Consider the following 18,656-nt stretch of genomic DNA (forward strand, 5'->3'; position numbering starts at 1 on the left):
GAGTTGTGACTTTAGTGAGCGCCCCTCCGCTCCCCGTCCGTGAGTGGGCTTGCACAGCAGGTTCGTGCAGGCCTCACTCGCGGTTTTTTTCCCGGCTCGGCGATGATCGGCGTGCCTCGTGCCGGGCAGGCTGCGGCCAGCGTGTCGGTGGGGCGCGTTGGTGGGGTTCCGCGCTGTGGAGGCCCTTGGACCTCACGCATAGCGTCGACCCGCTCCGGCCCATCGCCACAGCTGGCGCACGCAAGGGGAGAACGGATCCACATGCAGACCCACCCGGCGACCGAACCGCTCAGCGTCCGCGAGAAGCTGGGGTACAGCCTGGGCGACTTGGCGGCCAATCTGATCTTCCAGACCCTGGTGACCTTCCTCGCCTTCTTCTACACCGACGTCTACCGCATACCCGCTTCGACGGCGGCCAGCATCATCTTCTTCGTCGGGCTGCTGGGCGCGTTCGTGTTCACTCCGATGGTCGGGCTGCTCGCCGATCGCACGCGCTCGCGTTGGGGCAAGTTCCGGCCCTGGATCCTGTGGACCGCACTGCCCTTCGGCGTGCTGTCCCTGCTCGCCTTCAGCACGCCTGATTTCGATGAGACCGGCAAGGTCATCTATGCGCTCAGCACCTACACCCTGCTGGTGCTGGTCTACGCCGCGAACAATCTGCCCTACTCCGCTCTGTCGGGTGTGCTCACCGGCAGCATGAGCGATCGCAACAGCCTGTCGTCCTACCGATTCGTGGCGGTGATGATTGCCCAGTTCGTGATCCAGGTGCTGCTGCTGCCGCTGGTGCTGATACTGGGAGATGGCGACCGGGTGGAAGGCTTCCAGAAGGTCATGGCGATCTTTGCCGTGGTCGGCACCGTGTTTTTCCTGCTCACCTTTCTGCTGACTCGCGAGCGCGTGCTGCCGCCACCGGAGCAGGCCTCCAGCGTGCGCGAAGACCTCGGCGACCTGCTGCGCAACCAGCCCTGGATGATCATGCTGCTGCTGACAGTACTGGTGTTCATCACGCTGGCGCTGAAGGGCGGCACCTACGTCTACTACTTCCAGTACTACCTGGATGTCACAGCGCAGGCGCGCTTCCTGGAGGCGATCGGCTTCAATGCGGTGATTGCGGGCCTGAACAGCCTGCTGATCGGCGTGGGCCTGGTCGGCTTCCAGTGGCCCGAAGACCCGGCGACCTCGGCCTTCAGTCTGTTCAATGCCGGCGGCATCCTCTGCATGATCATCGGTATCGGCTTCTCGCGCCCGCTGGCCGACCGCTACGGCAAGCGCAACGTGTTCGGCGCGGCGCTGTTCGTGTCGACCCTTTTCCTGCTCGTGTTCGTGGCGTTTCCCCCCGACGCGATCGCCCTGGTCTTCGCCTCGCACATCCTGCACGGCTTCTTCTACGGCATCACCATCCCGCTGCTCTGGGCCATGATCGCCGACGTTGCCGACTACTCGGAATGGCGCAACGGTCGTCGCGCCACCGGCATCATCTTCTCGGCGATGCTGTGCGGCCTGAAGGTGGGCCTGAGCGTTGGCGGCGCCCTGGTCGCGGCAATTCTTGCCACCTACGGCTACGAGGCGGGGGCCGCCGTGCAGTCCGAGCAGACTGTCGACGGCATCCGGCTTGCTGTCAGCGTGCTGGCGTCGACGCCCTTCCTGATCTGCGTGGGCCTGCTCTACTTCTACAAGATCGACAAGACCCTGGAATCGCGGATCGAGCGTGAGCTGGTCGAGCAGCGCACGGCCCGCAAGTCGCTGGCGCAGGGGGCGGCATGAGCACGAATCCGACCGGTCGACCGCCTGCAGAACGGATCGCCACGGCGATCTCGGCACCGCTGGTGCGCCATGTCTACACGGCGGACCCGTCCGCCCACGTGTTCGAAGGACGCATCTACATCTACCCCTCGCACGACATCGAGGCCGGTGTGCCCGCCAATGATCTCGGTGACCAGTACGCGATGGAGGACTACCACGTCTTCCGCCAGGACTCGCCCGACAGCGAGGCGGTGGACTGCGGCTGCGTACTGCATGTGCGCGATGTGCCCTGGGCGGACCGGCAGATGTGGGCGCCGGACGCCGCCGAGCGCGACGGCCGCTACTACCTGTACTTTCCGGCCAAGCGCGCCGACGGTGTGTTCCAGATTGGCGTCGCCTGCAGCGATCGCCCGGAAGGGCCCTTCATTCCCAAGCCCGAGCCGATCCGAGGCAGCTATTCGATCGATCCGGCGGTGTTCCGCGATGTCGATGGCGAGCACTACATGGTGTTCGGTGGCATCTGGGGCGGTCAGCTGCAGCAGTATCGCGACAACCGGCATTCGCCGCTGTACGCCGAACCCGTGGGCGATGCGCCGGCGCTGGGGCCGCGGATCGCGCGTCTGACTGATGACATGCTGCAGTTCGCCGAAGCACCGCGCGAGCTGCAGATCCTCGATGCCGACGGCCGGGCGCTGCGCGCCGATGACCACGCGCGCCGCTATTTCGAAGGGCCGTGGATGCATCGGCAGAACGGTCGCTACTACCTGTCCTACTCGACCGGCAACACCCACACCCTCTGCTATGCCATCGGCGATTCGCCCTATGGCCCGTTCGAATGGCAAGGCGTGCTGATGACGCCGGTGCTGGGCTGGACGACGCATCACTCGATCGTCGAGTTCGAGGGTCGCTGGTGGCTGTACTACCACGATGCGTCGCTTTCGAACGGCGTGGATCACCTGCGGTGCATCAAGTGCACCGAGCTCGAGCATCTCCCCGACGGCCGCATCCGCACGGTGCACCCCTATGGCCCTGCTTGAACGCGAGGGAAGGGGCAGCGCAGTCGGCATCGAACTGCCTGACGCCCGCGCGCCGCTGCTGCCGGGGGAGCTGCTCAGCCTCGGCGACGGCGAACTGCGCGCACGGATCGCGCCTGCGGCCGGTGGTCGCATCGCCAGCCTGCAGTGGCGGGGCCAGGAATGGTTGCTCGGGCACAGCGCGAACAATGCCAGCACCATCGGCTGGGGCTGCTATCCGATGCTGCCCTGGGCCGGCCGCCTGCGCGGAGGTGCTTTCCATTTCGAGGACCAGGCCATCGGATTGCCGCGCAACTTCGATGCCCATGCGATCCACGGCCTGGGCTTCGCGATGGCCTGGCAGCTGCTGCAGCAGCTGCCAGGCAGCCTGATGCTGGGCCTGCAGCTGCCGCGCGACGTGCGCTGGCCCTTCGGCGGGCAGGCGCGGCAGTGGATCCGGATCGAAGGCGACAGCCTGCGGCTCGAACTCGAACTCGCGGCGGAGGAGCGCGCGCTGCCGGCCGTGATCGGCTGGCACCCGTGGCTGCTCAAACCGGAGCATCTGCAGTTCGTTCCGCAGCGCTACTACCCGCGCGATGCCGATGGCATCGCCACCCTGCCGCTGCAGCCCGCACCGCCGCCGCCCTGGGACGACTGCTTCGTCCATCGCGGGCCGATCGGCATCGAGCGTCATAGGCAACGTCTGCAGATCGAGTCCGACTGCGAGCACTGGGTGATCTACGACGGCCATCCGCAGGCGACCTGCGTGGAGCCGCAGACGGGCCCGCCCGACGCCTACAACCTGCAGCCGCAGCGCTGCCACCTGCCCGCAGGCGGGCGCCTGCGCGCCTGGATGCGCTGGTCATGGTCGCAGGCATGACGCGCCTCGTGGCTCCTGCCCACATCCCTGACACGGGCAGGGGCGTCCATGCCGTTCCGGTGGTTGTTTGTTCGACCAGAAATGATAGCGCTAGCACTACGCGCAGGAGCGTGCAGCGATGACGGCAGCGAAGGGCGAGCTCTACGTCGGCCTGGATGTCGGCAGCCAGAGCGTCAAGCTGCTCGTGTTCGAGCCGCAGACGCAGCGCATCGTCGCCCTGCATGGCCAGCCCCTGCAGATGAGCGCCGGCGAGGACGGCAGCCGCGAGCAGCGCGCCGAATGGTGGATCGACGCGATCCGCGCCTGCTTCTCGCGGCTGTCGGCGTCCGTGCGCGGGCGGGTGGTGGCGATCGGCGTGTCCGGGCAGCAGCACGGCCTGGTGGCGCTGGACGCAGCCGGCAAGGTGCTGGCCCCGGTCAAGCTGTGGTGCGACACCAGCACCCAGCAGGAGTGCGGCGAGATCATGCAGGCGGTGGGCGGTGCCCGCGCCTGCGTGGCGCTGGCCGGCAATCCGATCCTGGCCGGTTACACCGCGTCCAAGGTGAGCTGGACGCGCAAGCATCGGCCCGAGGCCTATGCGCGGCTCGACACCATTCTGCTGCCGCACGACTACGTGAACTTCTGGCTGACCGGCGAGCGCTGGATGGAGTTCGGCGATGCCTCCGGCACCGGCTGGCTCGACGTGCGCACGCGCACCTGGTCCGAAGCTCTGCTGCAGGCGACTGCACCGGAGCGTGATCTCGTGCGCTGCCTGCCGCCTTTGTTGCCGCCGGACGCCGGCTTGCCGCTGGCACCGACCAGCGCCGAAGAGCTGGGCCTGCCCAGGCACGTCCGGGTCAGCGTCGGCGGCGGCGACAACATGATGGCGGCGATCGGCACCGGCAATGTGGCGCCCGGCGTGCTGAGCATGAGTCTCGGCAGCTCGGGCACGCTGTTCACCTGCGCCGAGCGCCCGGTGGTGGACGACGCAGCGGGCTGGGCGGCGTTCTGCTCCTCCACGGGCGGCTGGCTGCCGCTGGTGTGCACGATGAACTGCACGCTGGCCACCGAGTCGATCGCACGCGCCTTCGGCTTCTCCTCGCGCGATGGCGATGCCCTGCTGGCCGGCACCCGGCCGGGCGCGAATGGCCTGACCCTGCTGCCCTTCTTCAACGGCGAACGCACGCCCGACCTGCCGCAGGCGCGCGCTGCCCTGTTCGGCATGGACGCGAACAATCTGGATGCCGCAAACGCCTATCGGGCAGCGATGGAAGGCGCGACCTTCGCTTTGCGCTACGGCTTCGACGCCCTGCATGCGGCGGGCCTGGCTTTCGACTCGATCCGTCTGACCGGCGGCGGCAGCAACAGCCCGATCTGGCGACAGATGGTCGCCGACGTGTTCGACCTCCCGGTCGATGTGCCCGAGCAGTCCGAGGGCGCCGCCTTTGGCGCCGCGCTGCAGGCGCTGTGGTCGCAGCGCCGCGCCGAGGGCGACAGCACGACCACCCTGGCCGCGATCGTGCACGAGCATGTGCGCCTGGATCCGCAGCGCTCGGCGCGCCCCCAGGCGGACGCCCGCCAGGCCTACCGCAGCCACTACCGCCGCTATCTCGAATGGCTCGACTGCATGCGCCGCATGCATGCGACCACGCCCACCAGCGACGCCCGACCCTGAAGCGCGGCGCTCTACACCTCAAGCCCCAAGGACATCCGCCATGCACAGCCCCTATATCGGCGCCCGCGAGTTCTTCCCCGGCATCGGCCGCATCCCCTTCGAGGGTCGGCAGTCGGACAATCCGCTGGCCTTCAAGCACTACGACGCGACGCGCCTGATCGGCGGCCGCAGCATGGCCGAGCATCTGCGCTTCGCGGTCTGCTACTGGCACTCCTTCTGCAATGCCGGTCATGACCCCTTCGGCCCCGGCACGCGCCGCTATCCCTGGGACCAGGGCGACACCGCCGTGGCCAGGGCCGAAGCGCGACTGGGCGCGGCCTTCGAGTTCGTGACCAAGCTTGGCGTGCCCTACTACTGCTTCCACGACATCGACCTGGCGCCGGATGCCGATGACATCGGTGAATACCGGGCCAATCTCCAGCACATGGTGCAGCTGGCCAAGCAGCGCCAGCAGGCGACCGGGGTCAAGCTGCTTTGGGGCACCGCCAATCTGTTCTCCCACCCGCGCTACATGAACGGCGCGGCGACCAATCCGGACTTCGCGGTCGTCGCGCGCGCCGCCGTGCAGGTCAAGGCCGCGCTCGATGCGACCGTCGAGCTGGGCGGCGAGAACTACGTGTTCTGGGGCGGCCGCGAGGGCTACGCCAGCCTGCACAACACCCAGATGAAGCGCGAGCTCGATCATATGGGGCGCTTCCTTGCAGCCGCTCGCGACTACGGCCGCAGCATCGGCTTCAAGGGCGTGTTCCTGATCGAGCCGAAGCCGATGGAGCCGATGAAGCACCAGTACGACTTCGATTCGGCCACCGTCGCCGGCTTCCTGAAGAGTCATGGCCTGGAGCGCGACTTCAAGCTCAACATCGAAGCGAATCACGCGACGCTGTCTGGCCACACCTTCGAGCACGACCTGCAGGTGGCCTCCGATCACGGCCTGCTCGGCAGCATCGACGCCAATCGCGGCAACGCGCAGAACGGCTGGGACACCGACCAGTTCCCGATCGATCTCTACGACACCGTCGGCGCGATGATGGTGGTGCTGCGCCAGGGTGGGCTGGGCGCGGGCGGACTCAACTTCGACGCCAAGGTGCGCCGCGAGTCGACCGATGCCGAGGATCTGTTTCTGGCCCACATCGGCGGCATGGATGCGTTCGCGCGAGGGCTCGAAGTCGCGCATGCGCTGCTCACGCGCTCGCCCTGGGAGAGCTGGCGCGCCCAGCGCTATGCGAGCTTCGACAGCGGTCGCGGCCGTGATTTTGCCGAGGGGCGCTTGGGCTTGGCCGATCTGGCGGCGCTGGCGGCTGAGCTGGGTGAGCCTGTGCAGCGCAGCGGCAAGCAGGAGCGCTACGAGAACCTGCTGAACCAATACCTGCTCGGCTAGGTCGATGACAGCCGTGCGAGGCTGCCGCAGCGGGGTCGAAGCGCCGGCATCAGCCCGCTTCCGGCGCGCGCGGTGCGGCCACCGATCCGCGCACGATGAGTTCGTGTGCGAGCACCACGTCCTCGGCCCGGCGCGGCTCGCCCTCGCGCTGGCGCAGCAGGCGCAGCAGCACCTCAAGCGCGGCATCGGCCATCGCCGCGATCGGCTGCCGCACCGTGGTCAGCTCAGGCCAGACCGTGGTGGCGGCCGAGCTGTCGTCGAAGCCGACCACCGACAGATCACGCGGCACGTCGAGGCCGCGGCGATGCGCGACCGAGACCACCGCCGCGGCCATGTCGTCATTGGCGGCGACGATGGCGGTCGGCGGCTGCGGCAGCGACAGCAGGTATTCGGCGGCATCCAGGCCCGAGCGATAGGTGAAGTAGCCCTGCCGCACCAGGGCAGGATCGGGCGCGATGCCGGCCTGCGCGAGCGCGGCCTCGAAGCCTTCCTGGCGGCGCCGGCTGGCGATCTGGTTCGGATGGCCGAGGATGCAGGCGATGCGCGTATGGCCGAAGCCGATCACATGGCGGACGATCTCCAGCGCGGCCTCGAAGTCGTCGATCCGCACGCGCGGCATGTCCAGGCCTTCGGCGCCCCAGCCGATCGCCACCACCGGCACGCCGGCAGCGGCGAGCTCGGTTTCGACCAGCAGCGACTCGCACAGCGGCGGCGGCAGGATCACGCCGGAGACGGTGCGCGCCAGCGCGCGCGCCGCGGCCTGTTCGGCCGCCGCGTCATGGTCGGCCCAGGTGTCGATGACCAGCTGCGCGGCGGTGCGCGCCGCGGCGCGCAGGGCGCCGATCAGCAGCTCGCTCAGGTAGGCGGTGCTGGGGTTGGAGTAGATCAGCGCGATGCGCGTCGCCTGCGCGGTGGCGAGCGAGCTGGCCGCCAGGTTCGGCGTGTAGTCGAGCTGCTGGATCGCCCGCTGCACCCGCTCGCGGGTGCTGTCGCGCACGCTGCCGTGTCCATTGATGACGCGCGAGACCGTCATGGGCGATACGCCCGCCAGCCGCGCCACCTCGTCGATGGTGACGGCACTGCTCTTGCGCCGGATCGAGCGTTTGGTCTGCAAGGCGATGTCCTGTGGGTAGGGTGGCCTGCGCCGTGGGTGGCCGTGGCCTCGCTTCTTCTTTGCGGCGGGGCGAACCGCTGCGTCGGGAGCGTTTCCTCATGGTAGCGAGAACGGGTGGACCCGGCGACGGCGGACAGGGCGCGAGCGATGCGGTGTCGGTCGGGCTGGCCGCAGCGGAAGAATTCCATGGCAGCGAATCGGCGATCTCGCGCTGGCTGACCGTTTTGCTGGCCCTGTTGTGTACCTGTGTGAGCGCAGCAGCCGCGGAGTCTTCTACTGAGAGCCTGCTGGCGCCGATCTTCCAGAACCACGCCGTGCTGCAGCGCGATGCGCCCATCCGGCTGTACGGTCGCGCGGAGGCGGGTGCGTCGCTGCAGATCCGCTTGGCCGCGCATCGCCTGCAGGTCGAGTCCGATGCCCAGGGCGATTGGCGGGCCGAGCTGCCCGCACTCCCGGCCGGTGGGCCGCACGTGCTCGAAGTGCGGTCCGGCGCGCGCGTGCAGCGCGTCGAGGATGTGCTCATCGGTGACGTCTGGCTCTGCTCCGGTCAATCCAACATGGTGCTGCCGGTGCGCCGCAGTCTGGACGCCGACAGCGAGATCGCGCAGGCGCAGAACGACCGGATCCGCATGTTCACGCTGCCCGAGGCGGCGTCGCTCCGGCCTGCATCCGCGTTCGCTCGTCCAATCGCGTGGCAGCTGACGAATCCGGACACGGTCGGTGAGTTCTCGGCCGCCTGCTACTACTTTGCCCGCGAGCTGCAGAAGCAGATTGACGCCCCGATGGGCCTGATCGTCGCCGCGTGGGGGGGCTCGCGCATCCAGGCCTGGATCAGCACGGAGGCCTTGTCGGCGCAGGGCGAGCACGACGATGAACTCGACGCCATGCAGCGCTATGCCGTGGACCCGGCCGCAGGCGCCGCACGTTGGGGCGAACGCTGGACCGGGTGGTGGCGTCGGCACGGCAGCCGGGGGCCGACGGATGCGCCGTGGTCGAGCAGCTTCCGCGAAGACGCCGATTGGGCCGATGCGCCTGCCGAACTCGGCGCCTGGGAACGCTGGGGCGTGCCGGAGCTCGCCGCCTACGACGGCATGCTGTGGTATCGCAGCGGCCTGCGACTGACGCGCGCGCAGGCCCGCCAGCGCGCCGTGCTGGAGCTTGGCGCCGCCGACGAAACCGATGTGACCTGGGTCAACGGTCGCGTGGTCGGCAGCCTGTACGGACCCGGCGAAGGGCGTCGCTATGCGCTGCCGCCGGGTCTGCTGCGCGCTGGCGAGAACCACATCGTCGTCAATGTGCTCGACACCTGGCGGGACGGCGGCCTGGCCGGGCCGGCCAGTGCCCACGCCCTGGTTTTCCAGGACGGCACGCGCGTGGCGCTCGATCGCGGCTGGCGCTGGCGCAAGGCGAGCGCCGCCGGCTCGCCGCCGCGTGCGCCCTGGCAGAGCGCGGCCGGACTGTCCACGCTCTACAACGGCATGATCGCGCCGCTCGGCGCCTACGGATTACGCGGCGTGGTCTGGTACCAGGGCGAGTCCAACACCTTCGAGGCCGCGGCCTATGCCGACCTGCTGAAGTCGCTGATCGCCGACTGGCGGCAGCGCTTCAAGGCGCCGCTGCCCTGGCTCAACGTGCAGCTGGCCGGCTTCGGTGCGCCGCCGACGGCGCCTGCCGACAGCGCCTGGGCCGAACTGCGCGAGGTGCAGCGTCGCCATGCGGCCAGCGACCCGCGCTACGGCATCGCAGCCGCGGTCGATCTTGGCGACCGTTACGACATTCATCCGCCGAACAAACAGGAGCTGGGGCGCCGGCTGGCGCGGCTGGCGCGACATCTCGTCTACGCCGAGACCGCACTCGCGCCGAGCGGCCCGCAGCCGGTCCGCGCCTGGCGCGAGGAGGGCCAAGTGCGCCTGCAGTTCGGCCAGCTCAGCGGCGCGCTGCTCAGCCATGGCGCCGAGCACCCGATCGGCTTCGAGCTGTGCACGGCGGCCAGCCAGGCCGGGTCAGCGCAGACAGATCTGCGATCCGACCGAGCCCCGCTGCAGTGCCGCTACGCGCAGGCCGAGCTGCACGGCATGCAGGTGTCTCTGCGCGCCGACAACGCCGCGCAGGCCACCCATGTGCGCCATGCCTGGGCCGACAACCCGGTCATCACCCTGTTCGACAGCGCGGGCCTGCCTGCGCAGCCTTTCGAACTGCCGATCACGCCCGACGCCGCCGAGGAATGAATTCATGCACACACTGTCCGACCACGCCTCGTCCGGTCTTCGCAGACCCACGCGCATGCGCTCGCTGCTGGCGGCCTGTGTGGCGCTGATTTCCGCGCAGTCAGCCGCCGCGCAGTCGGCGCTGTTCGACCATTTCCGCTACGTCGGCCGCGATGCGGTGTTCGAGCAGCCACTGCCCGAGGGCCACTTCCGCAACCCGATCCTGTCCGGCTTCCATCCGGACCCCAGCATCACCCGCGTCGGTGACCGCTACTACCTGGTGCACTCGACCTTCGTCTGGTTTCCCGGCATTCCGGTGTTCGAGAGTCGCGATCTCGTCCACTGGACGCAGATCGGCAGCGTCATCGATCGCGAGGGCCAGCTCGATTTCAAGGGCCTCGGGGTGTCGCGCGGCGTGTTCGCGCCGACCATCGAACACCACGAGGGCACCTTCTACGTGTTCAACACCGCCGTCGACAACGGTGGCAATTTCCTGGTGACCGCGAAGGATCCGGCGGGGCCGTGGTCGGATCCGATCTGGCTGCCCGGCATCGATGGCATCGACCCCTCGCTCTATGTCGATGCTGACGGCCAGGCCTACGTGCTCAACAACGGTCCACCCGAAGGCGAGCCGCGCTACGACGGCCACCGCGCGATCTGGATGCAGGCCTTCGATCTGAAGACGAACACGCCCTTCGGCCCGCGTCGGGTGCTGATCGACGGCGGCGTCGATCCCTCGACCCAGCCGATCTGGATCGAAGGGCCGCACATTTATCGGGTGGACGGCTGGTACTACCTGGTCTGCGCCGAGGGCGGCACCGGCCCGCAGCACTCGCAGGTGGTGCTGCGCAGCCGCGAGGTCTGGGGGCCGTATGTCCCCTATGAGAACAACCCGATCCTGACCCAGCGCGATCTCGATCCTGCGCGCCCACACCCGATCACCAATGCCGGCCATGCTGATCTGGTGCAGACGGACGACGGCAGCTGGTGGGCGACCTTCCTGTCGAGCCGTACCTATGGCGAGGTGCACTACAACACCGGTCGCGAGACCTTCCTGCTGCCGGTCGAGTGGCGCGAGGGCTGGCCGCACATCCTGCCTGAGGGCAGGCCCATTCCCAGCGTGCTGCCGGCGCCGAAAGCGATGCAGGGTGATGCAAGGCAGGCGCCGCTGTCCGGCAACTTCGAATGGCGGGACGACTTCGACGGTCCGCAGATGGACCTCGCCTGGCTCAGCCTTCGCGGCCCCAGTCAGGACTGGGCATCACTTCAGGATCAAGCAGGCTGGCTGCACTTGAGTGCCCAGTCGGATCGGCTGGAAGGCAGCGGCCGTCCCGCCTTTCTGGGCCGCCGCCAGCAGCATCTGGCGTTCGAGGCCGAGTTGCGCGTCGCCACTCCGGAAAGCACCGCGATCTCGGCCGGCCTGGTGGCGTTTCAGAACGAGGATCACTGGTACTACTTGAGCCTGCGTCGGACCGATGCCGGCCGTACGCTGCAACTGCAGAAGCGGGCGGCTGGCGAAACGCGGACGGTCGCCGAGGTCGAGCTTGCTGAGGGTGGGCCTCTGCTGCTGCAGGTCGCGGGTCAGGATGCCGACTACCGGTTCACCTATGACCTGGGCGAAGGCCCGTTGCCCATCGGTGGCGTGCAGGACGGCCGCATCCTCAGCACCGATGTCGCCGGCGGTTTCGTCGGGGCGATGCTCGGCCCCCATGTGACCTTGATCTAGCGCTGAGGCGGGGCTCTATGCGTTCTTGAGCACTGCCGATGGCCGCGTGCGCATTTCTGGCGGACGCTCGGCCGGGCAGTAGCGCTCAAGAAAGGCCTGATGGCTCGGCATCGAGTCCACGCGCCGCTGGATCGGCTGTCGGATTGCCGCCAGCAGTTGGGCAAGGTCGGCATCCGGCAACGCTCTGGACAGGGGATGGTGCGCGCGTGGCGTGATGCCCTGCCCGAGCATCACATGCGTCCACGAGTCGACTCGGAACAGCTCATCCTCGCCCTGCCAGGCATGGGCGCGATCGCGGAACAGGGCGATGCGCTGTGCCAGCGAATCCGGCAGGCCCATGGCCCGGCATTCCCGCCACATTGGCTCGTCGCGCTGGTTCGCGTGGTAGTGCAGGATGATGAAGTCGCGCACGTGCTCGGCTTCCGCGCGGCTCGCCTCGTTGTAGCGGCGCACCAGCGAGTCGTCGATGCCGGCGAAGGGAAACATGTGGATCAGCCGTGCCACGCCACTGAGGGCGAGGTGAATGCTGGTGGATTCCAGCGGCTCGATGAAGCCGCTCGACAGGCCAAGCGCGACGACGTTGCGATTCCACACCTGACGCCTGCGCCCGGTCACGAAGGGCAACACCATCGGCGGCCGCAGGGCGGCGCCCTGCGTGGCCGCCCGCAGGCGCGCGCTGGCCTCGTCGTCGGACATGTAGCGACTGCAGAACACCCAGCCGTTGCCGACGCGATGCTGCAGTGGGATCTGCCAACGCCAGCCCGCGCTGTGGGCGCTGGCCTGCGTGTAGGGCGCGGCGGGCCCGACTGACTCGGTCTGCATCGCCACCGCGCGGTCACAGGGCAGCCAGTGGGTCCAGTCCTCGTAGCCGGTCTTCAGGGTCTGCTCGATCAGCAGGCCGCGGAAGCCCGTGCAGTCGATGAACAGATCGCCCTCGATGACCTGGCCGCTGTCCAACACCAGCGCCGCGACATCGCCGCTGACTGGATGCTGTCGCGCCTCGCGGATCTTGCCCTCTACCCGCACCAGACCCTGCTGCTCGGCGCGACGGCGCAGGAAGGCGGCGTACTGCGCGGCATCCAGATGGTAGGCATAGCTCAGCTCCCCTTGCCCGGGGCCCGACTGCGCGAGCTCCCAGCGCGTCGACCAGCTCGCGGCGCTGCCCTGGGCGGCACCGGTCAAGGCGAAACGATCCGCACGCGAGGCGGCTGCCTCCAGGCAGTAGTCAGCGAGATCGGAGCGCTGGCCACGGCGCAGGCTTTCCAGCCAGAAATGATGGAACTCGCAGGCCCAGGTGCCGAGCCCGGTGCGGCCGAAGGGGTGGATATAGGTCTCGCCCTCGCGGCCCCAGTCGCTGAACTTGATCGACAGCTTGAAGCAGGCGGCGGTGGCGCGCATGAACTCGCGCTCGTCGATCTGCAGCAGGCGATGGAAGGTGCGGACGGTTGGAATGGTCGACTCACCGACGCCGATCGTGCCGATCTGTTCTGACTCGACCAGGGTAATGTCGAGCAGATCGCGGAACTGGTGACTCAAGGCACAGGCTGCGACCCAGCCTGCGGTGCCGCCGCCGGCGATCACGACCCTGCGGATCCTGCGCGCTTCATCGGCCATCTGTGCACTCCAGTCGCAGGCGGGCTGCGCGCGATCGCCGCTGGCGATTTGCGGACAGCGCCGCCGTCATCGGTTGAGCTTGCTGATCAGCATCGCGCGCAGCTGGCGCGCGAGTGCTTCGTCGATCGGTCCCAGCACATGGCGGGCCGCCGACGGCAGGTGCGCGCCGGCGCGATCGGCGGGGCCGAACACGTAGTAGTCGAAGACTTCGCGCCAAGCGCGCTTTTCGGCCTCCGGACGATCGCGCAGCGTCCACAGCGCGTGGTAGAGCGCATGCATGGGCGTTGGCATCCAGGCGGGATGACTGCTCCACCAGTAGTTGACCAGCACGTTGAAGGCGTCCAGCGCTTCGACGTGATGCCACCACAGGCTGGGAATGAAGAGCGCATCGCCGGCTTCGAGCACGACCGACCGTGCCACCGCCATCGCCTCGCGGAAGCGCGGATAGCGATCCAGATCGGGCGCCGCGAAGTCGACCACGCTGACCGCCTGGCCACCCGGCGTCGGGTCGAGCGGGCCAGGATAAAGATTGCCGATCTGGTCGGGCGGAAACAGGGTGAAGCGTCGACGCCCAACCGCGCAGCAGGCCAGGTTGTTGGGCGCGTCGTAGTGGCAGGATGCGGTCACGCGATTGCCGATCCAGATGCTCGGCGGCGCATCCACGCCCTGTGCCGCGAAATCGAGCTCGTTGTGCGCGCGCAGGCCGGGGAAACAGGCATCCACGGGTAGCGAGGCCACGTAGTACATGTCTGGTGCATCGGATTCGAGTCCAGCCGCGATCGCATCCAGCACGGTGGCCAGATCCCCCCGCTGCACCTCGCAGTTGAGCGCGGTGAAGTCATCGCTGTAGAAGGGCCTGCCACGCGCCTCGGGCCCGGCATGCGAGTACTGGACGGGACGCCCGTTGTAATGGGCGAGCAGTGCGGCGAAGGCATCCGCGGTCGAGTTCCGGCCCGCCTGCACCAGGGGCCAATCGCTCACCAGGCCGCGCAGCACGACCGGTTCACCGGCGGCGAGCAATGCCTGGAGCGGCAGTTCTCCCGCAGGGATACTGCTGAGGGAGCGCAGTTCGATGGCGCCTTCGATCATGTGCCAGCCGTCCGCATCAGGCGACGCGCTCCGCCGTGGACGAGGGCGACGACGGCGCGCGCAGCCTGCGCTGCTTCTCTGCCAGCAGCCGACGCACGTTGTGCTGGGAGGCCAGCATCAGGTACGCGCCCTCCAGCCAGCCGGCCTGGTGCAGCGCGTGCAGATCGGACGGACCCAGTGCGGCCAGACGCTGGCGATCGATACCGTGCAGTCCACCGACCTTGACGCCGTGCTCGCTGTCGAAGCGCACCTCCAGCGGTACGGGCTGGATCAGGTCCAGCGCCTTGAAGGCCGCGCACATGATGCGGCTGGCCTGCGCGCCGCCATGGATGCCGCGGAGCACGGTGATGATGTGCTCCAGGTAGGGGCTGTGCCCGCCGTGTGGAAGGAACACCGCTTCGCCGTGATCCGTGCCGATCCGCGGGTGCTCCATATCGACGTGAATGACCGGCTCGGACTCCGGCTCGCCTGCCGAGCCGCGCTGCTGGAAGCCGATCAGGAAGGGGCCGCGCGCAACCGCACCCGGCAGGTAGCTCGCCGCCCAGCGACCCTCGTACAGGAACAGGTTCTCGCGCGGTTCGAAGCCCAGCAGGATGACCGGCTGGTACTCGCCGGAGCCGGCGTCCTGCTTCAGGAAGATCGGATACTCGCGCTGCAGCTCGGCGAACTCCGTCGGGAAGGCGGGCAGCATGCCAACCGAGTCGCCATACGCTGCGCCGAAACGTGTAATCACGCGAAGATCCGCGTGCGCGACGTTGTTCAGGACCTCATAGCGCGCCATTGCAGTTGCAGGCTCCCGCGGCGATGCCGGTTCTTGATGCACGAGCTGACTGACAGTTTCACGCAAAACTCGTCTGCCGCAAGCGTGTGCGGCGTTCGGTGTGCCGGTTGCTTGCGCTGCTTCGGCAGCGCCCTGGGCCGCTGCCGAAGCAGCGGCCCAGGGCTCCAGGCGGACTGACCACTAGCGCAAGGCCAGCACCCGCTGGACCGCGTCGTCGGTGCATCCTTGATTGCGCGAGCGAGGCTGCAGGGAACCGGCTCGGCCTCAGCTCAGAAGGTGTAGCGGAAGCCCAGCATGTAGCGCGGGCTCTGATCGAGCAGTTTGATGAACTGGTTGTACGAACGTCCGCGCCAGCGGATGTCCTCGCCGGTCAGGTTGATCGCCTCCAGCGACACCGACATCCTGTCGTTGATCCGGTAGCTCGTGCTGAGGTCCCACTGGGTGTACTCCTCGACATAGAACGGATTGCGGCTGCCGCCCTGGTTGGCGAGGATCAGATACTCGTCGCGCCAGTTCCAAGCCAGGCGCACCGACCAGCCGTACTTTTCGTACATCAGCATCGCGTTGGCGGTGTCGCTGAGACCCAGCAGTGCGAACTGATCCACGGTTGGATCGCCCGCATCGTCGATGCCGACATCACCCTTGACGATGGTGTAGTTGGCGTACACGCCGAAGCCGCTGTCGCCGAAGAAGTACTGCCCACCGAGCTCCCAGCCGCTCAGCTTGGCCTTGCGCTGGTTGACCGGACGATTGACGTCGAACAGATAGAGCGGGTCGTCCTCCTCGCCCACCAGGTCGAAATCGAACTCCATCTGCAGCACTTGGGCGACCGTGCCGTTGTACGCCGCCAGGCCACCGGTGCCCGGGTTGCGTAGCAGCGCCAGGGCGGTGAACAGCGCGGTGTCGTTCGCTGAGCAGGCAGCGTCGACGTCGCCCCCGCCCGCGGCCACCTGGGTTCGGCAGTTGGCGCTGAGCAGGAAGTCGAGGGCGGCCCGAGCGTCGGGCCCGGAGGAGGGATCGCGCAGGTCGTATAGCGACTCGCGGACGACCGTGTTGCCGACGAAGTTGTCGACGCGCTTGTTCCAATAGGTCAGGGTGACGTAGCTGGAAGGTGCGAAGTACCACTCCAGGGCAAGATCGAGATTGTCCGCTTCGAGCGGAATCAGGGCCGGGTTCTGCGCGCTTCCGGTGGCCCGCGTCGAGGGATTGATCAGGATCGAACCGGTGGGCTGGTTCGGGCTTGGGCCCGCGTACAGATTGCCGTAGGGCACCCGCGACATGGTCTGGCTGAACGAAGCGCGGCCCTTCAGGTCTTCGCGGAGGTCGATGCTGAAGTCCATGTTCGGCAGCAGATGGCTGTACTTCGCCTTTTCGCTGAAGGGTTGCAGCGTGTCCGAACGCACGATCCGGAAATCGTTGTTCGCCTGCCACTCGATGGCCCCGGGAATGGCCACCACCGAGGTCGAGGTGATGTCGGTGCGCTCGTAGCGCAGTCCGATGCGGCTGTTGACCGTTCTGCCAGCCAGCTCACCGTCAAGCTCGATCTGCACATAGGCGGCATCCACGGACTCGTTGATCTCGTTGTCCGCGGCCAGCTGCGGGTTGACGCGGGTGCTTGCGCCGTAGCGCTGTGCCGCCCACTGCGCCAGCTCACTGGCGTCTCCGCGCCAAGCGCCGGTGGGAATGCCGGCGGTGCCGAAGTCATTGAACAGACGGGTGATGCTGAAGGGGGTCAGCAGGTCGGTCATGCCCGACTCGTTGCCCGCGTTGGCGACCCCCCAGTCGCCGAGCGCTGCGTACATCTCGCTGTTCTGGCGACGGGTCATGCGCGTGTCGGACGAATCCACGCCGAACTGGAAGCGTCCTCCATCAAACATCCACTCGCCGTCGATCTTGCCCGCCTTGACCCGAGATTCTTGCGTCTGCGCGTTGATGCGCAGCACCTGCGAGCCCAGCTGCGAGGCGGGGAAATCGGGGTTGACCACCCCATTGGTGCCGGCCAGAGCGTCAGCATTGGTGGGATACCAGGTGCGCGAGGCGATCGGGAGGCCGTTGTTGAAGCGGAATTCCTGGGCCCAGCCACCACCGCAGTAGGGCCCACCGGCCTGGCAGTTGTTGGTTCCAGCAAGACTAAAGAACGTGGAGCCACCGCCGGTGAACGGATCGTTCGGCAGGCTACGCGACTTCGACTGGTGGGTGTCGACGGTGAATCGCAGGTCGTCGTTGGCGCGCCAGACCGCATTGAAGCCCAGCGAGTCCAGCCGGTACTTCTGCATGCTGCGCTGCTGCTCCAAGCCGAAGTCCTTCAGGCCGACCACGTCCCGCAGGTAGATCGGTGTCGCGACCGCCTGGCCGGTGTCGAACTCGAGATGGGTGAAGCTGTTGGAGCGCTGCAGCCACTGCGTCTGCTCGCCTCGGTCCTCGGTGATTTCGTTGTTGCCGTAGGTGTAGTCCAGCGTCAGCGTCAGGCTGTCCGTCGGCGCGAACTGCAGAACGCCCTGAGCGTTCAAGCGCTCGCGCTGGAAGTCTGCGAAGGCGTAACGGATATCGTTCGGCATGCCGTAGAGCTGCCCGATCGCGGGCGGGTTGACGACACTTGCACCCGGACGCAGGGCGGCCTCGGTTCCCGTCCACGGCTGCACATTCCATCCGTTCTCGGTGGCCTGGATCGATCCTCCCTGGCGCTCCTGATAGCTCGCGCTCAGGCTCACGCCCCAGGTCTTGTCGTCGTTCGCGTAGCTGAAGATGCCCGAGACCTCCGGGGTGATCTCCTGGTCGAACGGGGCCGACTCGTCGTACATGCCCTTGATCCCGGCGTTCGCCACCAGGCCAGCCCGATCCAGGGGGCGAGCGGTAAGGATGTTGATCGTGGCGCCGATGCCGCCGCTCGGCACATTCGCCTGGCCGGTCTTGTAGACCTCAAGACCGCTGACGGCCTCGGAGGCGAGCTGCGCGAAATTGAAGGCGCGCGTGCCGCCATCGACGCCGCCGATCGGCACCTGTCCGGGAGCGCCAAAAGCATCCGCGCCGGGGATCTGCCGCCCGTTCAGGGTCACCAGATTGAACTGCGGGCCGAAGCCACGCGCGGTGACCTGCGCGCCTTCGCCGTCGCGGCGCTCGATCGAGATGCCGGTGATGCGCTGCAGTGACTCTGCAAGATTGGTGTCTGGAAACTTGCCGATGTCTTCCGAGGTGATGGCATCGACGATGCCGGTGGAGTCGCGTCGCACGCCCATCGATTGCTCGAGTGCGCCGCGCATCCCGCTGACGACGATGGCGTCAAGGCGTGTCGCGTCGTCGCCCTCGGTATCGCTCTGTGCGTAGAGCGGGTTGATCACCAGCACGCCGCTCACGAAAGTGAACAGAGCTCGTGAACGGAACCGATACTTGTCCAGGTTCATTGGCAGACCCCCTTCAGCCGATCGGGCAGGCACTGCCTGGCCCGAGTCCATGCGCT

The 18,656-nt window shown here is 67.8% G+C and carries 12 protein-coding genes; 7 read left to right on the forward strand and 5 right to left on the reverse strand.

Annotated features, from left to right (window positions below):
• Positions 1-261 precede the first annotated feature (261 nt).
• The 5 genes from BLP83_RS08355 (at position 262) to xylA (ending at position 6,668) form a co-directional block, all read left to right on the forward strand.
• On the forward strand, positions 262-1,764 hold the full coding sequence (locus BLP83_RS08355) for an MFS transporter (RefSeq protein WP_091241234.1): 1,503 nt from the start codon (positions 262-264) through the stop codon (positions 1,762-1,764).
• Positions 1,761-2,780, forward strand: a complete 1,020-nt coding sequence (locus BLP83_RS08360) for a glycoside hydrolase family 43 protein (protein ID WP_091241235.1) — start codon at positions 1,761-1,763, stop codon at positions 2,778-2,780. The genes BLP83_RS08355 and BLP83_RS08360 overlap by 4 nt, the downstream gene beginning before the upstream one ends.
• Positions 2,767-3,636 carry an aldose 1-epimerase gene (locus tag BLP83_RS08365; RefSeq protein ID WP_091241238.1) on the forward strand — a complete coding sequence of 290 codons (870 nt, stop codon included), beginning with the start codon at positions 2,767-2,769 and terminating at the stop codon, positions 3,634-3,636. The genes BLP83_RS08360 and BLP83_RS08365 overlap by 14 nt, the downstream gene beginning before the upstream one ends.
• Before the next feature lie 118 nt (positions 3,637-3,754).
• Positions 3,755-5,290: a xylulokinase gene (gene xylB, locus BLP83_RS08370; RefSeq protein WP_091241241.1), complete on the forward strand. Its 1,536-nt coding sequence runs from the start codon at positions 3,755-3,757 to the stop codon at positions 5,288-5,290.
• Positions 5,291-5,330: 40 nt separating this feature from the next.
• Entirely contained in the window at positions 5,331-6,668 is a 1,338-nt protein-coding gene (xylA, locus tag BLP83_RS08375; protein ID WP_091241243.1) for a xylose isomerase, read from the forward strand.
• Between the two features lie 49 nt (positions 6,669-6,717).
• Here xylA and BLP83_RS08380 read toward each other — a convergent pair whose 3' ends face one another.
• Entirely contained in the window at positions 6,718-7,782 is a 1,065-nt protein-coding gene (locus tag BLP83_RS08380) for a LacI family DNA-binding transcriptional regulator (RefSeq protein WP_245679991.1), read from the reverse strand.
• Positions 7,783-8,006: 224 nt separating this feature from the next.
• Here BLP83_RS08380 and BLP83_RS08385 point away from each other — a divergent pair, with 224 nt between their 5' ends.
• Positions 8,007-10,010 carry a sialate O-acetylesterase gene (locus BLP83_RS08385; RefSeq protein ID WP_425388992.1) on the forward strand — a complete coding sequence of 668 codons (2,004 nt, stop codon included), beginning with the start codon at positions 8,007-8,009 and terminating at the stop codon, positions 10,008-10,010.
• Between the two features lie 55 nt (positions 10,011-10,065).
• On the forward strand, positions 10,066-11,715 hold the full coding sequence (locus BLP83_RS08390) for a glycoside hydrolase family 43 protein (RefSeq protein ID WP_091241246.1): 1,650 nt from the start codon (positions 10,066-10,068) through the stop codon (positions 11,713-11,715).
• A gap of 15 nt (positions 11,716-11,730) precedes the next feature.
• Here BLP83_RS08390 and BLP83_RS08395 read toward each other — a convergent pair whose 3' ends face one another.
• From BLP83_RS08395 to BLP83_RS08410, 4 genes are all read right to left on the reverse strand, one after another.
• Positions 11,731-13,329, reverse strand: coding sequence for a tryptophan halogenase family protein (locus BLP83_RS08395; RefSeq protein ID WP_091241248.1), 1,599 nt, complete (start codon positions 13,327-13,329; stop codon positions 11,731-11,733).
• A 66-nt stretch (positions 13,330-13,395) separates the two neighbouring features.
• Positions 13,396-14,418, reverse strand: coding sequence for a cupin-like domain-containing protein (locus BLP83_RS08400; protein WP_091241250.1), 1,023 nt, complete (start codon positions 14,416-14,418; stop codon positions 13,396-13,398).
• Positions 14,419-14,434: 16 nt separating this feature from the next.
• Positions 14,435-15,199 carry a SapC family protein gene (locus BLP83_RS08405; protein WP_091241252.1) on the reverse strand — a complete coding sequence of 255 codons (765 nt, stop codon included), beginning with the start codon at positions 15,197-15,199 and terminating at the stop codon, positions 14,435-14,437.
• A 269-nt stretch (positions 15,200-15,468) separates the two neighbouring features.
• A complete protein-coding gene (locus tag BLP83_RS08410) occupies positions 15,469-18,600 on the reverse strand; it encodes a TonB-dependent receptor (RefSeq protein ID WP_091241254.1) in 3,132 nt (1,043 codons plus the stop codon).
• Positions 18,601-18,656: the final 56 nt, after the last annotated feature.

It is taken from the genome of Aquimonas voraii, assembly GCF_900101825.1.
GTDB classification, from domain to species: domain Bacteria; phylum Pseudomonadota; class Gammaproteobacteria; order Xanthomonadales; family Xanthomonadaceae; genus Aquimonas; species Aquimonas voraii.

Excerpts from the sequence above, each read along its gene's own strand:
- BLP83_RS08395 (WP_091241248.1), bottom strand. The coding sequence starts at position 13,329 with ATGGCCGATGAAGCGCGCAGGATCCGCAGGGTCGTGATCGCCGGCGGC.
- BLP83_RS08410 (WP_091241254.1), bottom strand. The coding sequence starts at position 18,600 with ATGAACCTGGACAAGTATCGGTTCCGTTCACGAGCTCTGTTCACTTTC.
- BLP83_RS08360 (WP_091241235.1), top strand. The coding sequence starts at position 1,761 with ATGAGCACGAATCCGACCGGTCGACCGCCTGCAGAACGGATCGCCACG.
- xylB (WP_091241241.1), top strand. The coding sequence starts at position 3,755 with ATGACGGCAGCGAAGGGCGAGCTCTACGTCGGCCTGGATGTCGGCAGC.
- xylA (WP_091241243.1), top strand. The coding sequence starts at position 5,331 with ATGCACAGCCCCTATATCGGCGCCCGCGAGTTCTTCCCCGGCATCGGC.
- BLP83_RS08400 (WP_091241250.1), bottom strand. The coding sequence starts at position 14,418 with ATGATCGAAGGCGCCATCGAACTGCGCTCCCTCAGCAGTATCCCTGCG.
- BLP83_RS08390 (WP_091241246.1), top strand. The coding sequence starts at position 10,066 with ATGCGCTCGCTGCTGGCGGCCTGTGTGGCGCTGATTTCCGCGCAGTCA.
- BLP83_RS08355 (WP_091241234.1), top strand. The coding sequence starts at position 262 with ATGCAGACCCACCCGGCGACCGAACCGCTCAGCGTCCGCGAGAAGCTG.
- BLP83_RS08365 (WP_091241238.1), top strand. The coding sequence starts at position 2,767 with ATGGCCCTGCTTGAACGCGAGGGAAGGGGCAGCGCAGTCGGCATCGAA.
- BLP83_RS08405 (WP_091241252.1), bottom strand. The coding sequence starts at position 15,199 with ATGGCGCGCTATGAGGTCCTGAACAACGTCGCGCACGCGGATCTTCGC.